The sequence below is a fragment of the Bradyrhizobium sp. genome, from assembly GCF_016462955.1.
Taxonomy (GTDB): domain Bacteria; phylum Pseudomonadota; class Alphaproteobacteria; order Rhizobiales; family Xanthobacteraceae; genus Bradyrhizobium.
The window spans coordinates 3922-7203 of record NZ_JAEMSD010000357.1 but is presented as its reverse complement, the minus strand read 5'-3'; the positions used below and the strand labels follow the sequence as shown (position 1 = coordinate 7203).

3 protein-coding genes are annotated in these 3282 nt (G+C 64.8%); all 3 read right to left on the bottom strand.

Translation table 11 applies throughout. From position 1 onward, the window contains the following. Nucleotides 1-852: acyl-CoA synthetase (locus JHD07_RS28010; RefSeq protein ID WP_291627953.1), on the bottom strand; the 852-nt coding region annotated here is incomplete at its 3' end. Nucleotides 853-897: 45 nt separating this feature from the next. Continuing rightward, nucleotides 898-2097, bottom strand: coding sequence for an acyl-CoA dehydrogenase family protein (locus JHD07_RS28005; protein WP_245265987.1), 1200 nt, complete (start codon nucleotides 2095-2097; stop codon nucleotides 898-900). Beyond that, entirely contained in the window at nucleotides 2094-3071 is a 978-nt protein-coding gene (locus tag JHD07_RS28000) for a phosphotransferase family protein (RefSeq protein WP_283805945.1), read from the bottom strand. Before JHD07_RS28000 ends, JHD07_RS28005 begins: the two co-directional genes overlap by 4 nt. Between the last annotated feature and the right edge of the window lie 211 nt (nucleotides 3072-3282).

Genomic DNA, 3282 nt, shown 5'->3' with positions numbered 1-3282 from the left:
GTACACGGTGACGCCGTGCCGACGCAACAAGCCAAGCCGTTCGCTCGGAACGAACGGCCCATCGTAAAAGAACGCGCAGGCGCCGCAGCTCAGCGGCCCGAAAATGATGCTCGTTCCGGCTTTGCTCCATCCGGTATCGGCGGTGCACCAGATCACTTCGCCCGGACGCAGATCCAGCCAGTAGATCGCCGAAACGCGCCACGCATAGATGGCGCGGGACGCGTGCACCACGGCCTTCGGATGCCCCGTCGAACCCGAGGTGTAGTACATGATGGCCGGATCGTCGGCACGGACCACCGCAGGGCTGAGCTGTTCCGACGCTTTCGCCAGCTCACCGTTCCAATCCAGCCAGCTTTCAGCTTCGCCGAGAGCGATGCGAACGGGAATGGCATCTTGAACCGATGCAAACTTGGCGGTGTGTTCGGCGCGGCAGATCGCTGCGCTCGCCTCGGCGTTGGAAACCCGGTACTCGATGTCGCGCGCGGTCAGCATCTCGATGCAGGGGATCGGGACGGCACCGATCTTCATGATCCCGATCAGGGCGATGAACCATTCAGGCAGGCGCGGCAGCATGACGATGACGCGATCGCCCTTCTTGATGCCCCGGGATCGCAGCACGTCGGCCAGTTTGTTTGAGAGTCGCGACAGGTCGGAATAGCTGTATCGTTGCGTGCTGCCTGCCGCGTCCTGCCAGATCAGCGCCGGACCGTCCTGCTCCCGAGCGCGACGATCGATCACGTCCGCGCCGAAGTTGAACGTCTCCGGTACCCGCCAATCGAACCCGGCGCGGAGCGCATCGTAGTTCTCGGCTGTTTCCCCGCTCACCTCGTTGAACGACCAGACGTCCCGCATCTCATCCTCCCGTCATGCACGGCTTGTTCGAGCTTGCCATCCGGATCACTTCCCCACGATCCGGCGTCCGATTGCCCAGCGATGCACCTCGGAGGGGCCGTCATAGATGCGGAACGCGCGCACGTCGCGATAGAACCGCTCGACCACCGTATCGCGCGTCGTGCCGAGGCCGCCGAGGATCTGCAGCGAGCGGTCGGCGACGCGGGCGATCGCCTCGGAGCATATCACCTTGGCCATCGAGCTCTCCGTCGAGGCGCGCTCGCCCTTGTCGAGAAGCCATGCCGTATGCCAGATCGTCAACTGAACCTGGTGGATGTCCATCGCATTGTCGGCAAGCATGAACGATACGCCTTCATGCTGGCCGATCGGATGACCGAAAGCCGTGCGGCGACGCGCGAATTCGGTTGCGATCTCATGGGCCCGGATCGCCGAGCCGAGCCAGCGCATGCAATGCGTCAGCCGCGCCGGCGCAAGCCTTACCTGGGCATGGCGGAAGCCTTGCCCAATCTCGCCCAGCACGGCATCGGCCGGCACGCGGAGTCCGTTGAAGCGAACCACGGCGTGGCCGCCGACGAAGCTGGAATCGATGGTGTCGAGCGTCCGCTCGATCGTGATGGCGGGATCCGACATGTCGGCGAGAAACATGGTCGCCGCGCCGTCCAGCCCCTCACCGGTCGCACGCGCCATGATGATCGCGAAGGCGGCCCCCTCGGCGCCCGTGATCAGCCATTTCTCGCCGTCGATGATCCAGCTGTTGCCTTCACGCCGCGCGGTGGTCTGCATCTGGGCCGGATCGGAGCCTGCGCCGGGAGCCGGCTCCGTCATGCAGAAGCAGGAGCGCACCTCTCCCGTCGCGAGCGGCTTCAGATAGCGTTCGCGTTGATCCGGCCGTGCGACCACGTCGAGCAGATGGATATTGCCCTCATCGGGCGCCGCGCAATGCAGCGCCACCGGCCCCAGCATCGAATAGCCGGCGGCCGTGAACACCGCCGAACGACCGATATGCGACAGCTTCTGGCCGCCATACTCGGCCGGCGCATGCAACGCCAAGACGCCGGCCTTGCGCGCGAGCGCGTTGAGCTCACGCCGCAGCTCGTCGGTCGGCCCATGCGACGTCCAGCGCTTGTCCTTCTCGAACGGAATCACCTGATCGACGACGAAGGCTTTCACGCGATCGGCGAGTTCGGTGACGTGCGCAGGCAGGGAGAAGTTCATGTCGAGCTGGTTGACCATCGGTTTCCTCATTCAGAGCCGCCCGTCGCGTCACGCGCAACGAGAAGAATGTCTTCGCCCAGGCGAGCGAATTCGACGTAGCGATCGTCCTTCACCGCACCGTTGATCCATTGCCGATGCAATTGTAGGAACACGACGCCAAGCTTGAACAGTGCCAGCACACGCAGCGCTGGCAGATCGTCGATATCCTCGCCGGTGAGCGCCGCGTAGCGCCGCGCGACCTCGCTGCGCCGCCAGAAGCCCGGATGGGCCGTGGGCATCTGCCCGAGCCGCTGCAACGCCGGCGGATCGTCGGGCTGGGCCCAGTAGCTCAACAGGGTTGCCAGGTCGAACAAGGGATCGCCCCGCGTGCCCATGTCCCAGTCGACAAGCGCGACCGGTACCAGAGCTTGCGGATCGAGGATCAGATTGTCGAGCTTGAAGTCGCAATGCAGCAGGGTCGGAGACCGTTCGCGGAATAACTGCCGGGAGAGCCAATGCGACACGTCCTGCAGCAGCGCCTTCAGCGCCGCGTTGTCGGTGACCAGCGCGCCGCGTCTGGACCATCCCGCGATGGCACGTCCGATGAATCCGTCGGGACGGCCGAGGTCGTCGAGACCGATCTTGCGGCAATCCACCCGATACAGGGCCGCCAGCGTCTCGACCATCATCGCGGAAAGTTTGCCGGGTGCATCGGTGCGATCATTCAAGGGCGACAGGTCGGCACCACGGATGACCAGGCCCGGCCGGTATTCGATCAATTGAAATGAAACGCCGATGACGCTGCAGTCGTCGCAATAGTGCAGCGCGCGCGCCACGAATGGAAGCGCGTCCGCAAGCCGCGACAGGATGCGGTGCTCGCGCGCCATGTCGTGGGCGCCGGGCGGCAGATCGCCGTCGGGCGGCCGGCGCAACACCGCGGGCTTGCCGTTCACGACCATCAGATAGTTGCGATTGGCGAGGCCGCCGGCAAACTGCCGGATCGGTCGCTCGAGATCGACGCGCATGCCGTTGGTCTTCAAATAGCCGGACAGCCTGCCCCAGTCGCAGGGCACGGTTTCCTCGAGCGGCAGAAACTTCGAAGCGTCTCCCGGTTCCGCGCTCAACTCGAACCACCCATTTTGCGAATTTCGCGCTCGCGCAGCTCGCGCCGCAAGATTTTGCCGTTGGCGCTGAGAGGTAGGGCATCGACGATCTCGATGTCACGCGGCGCCTCGT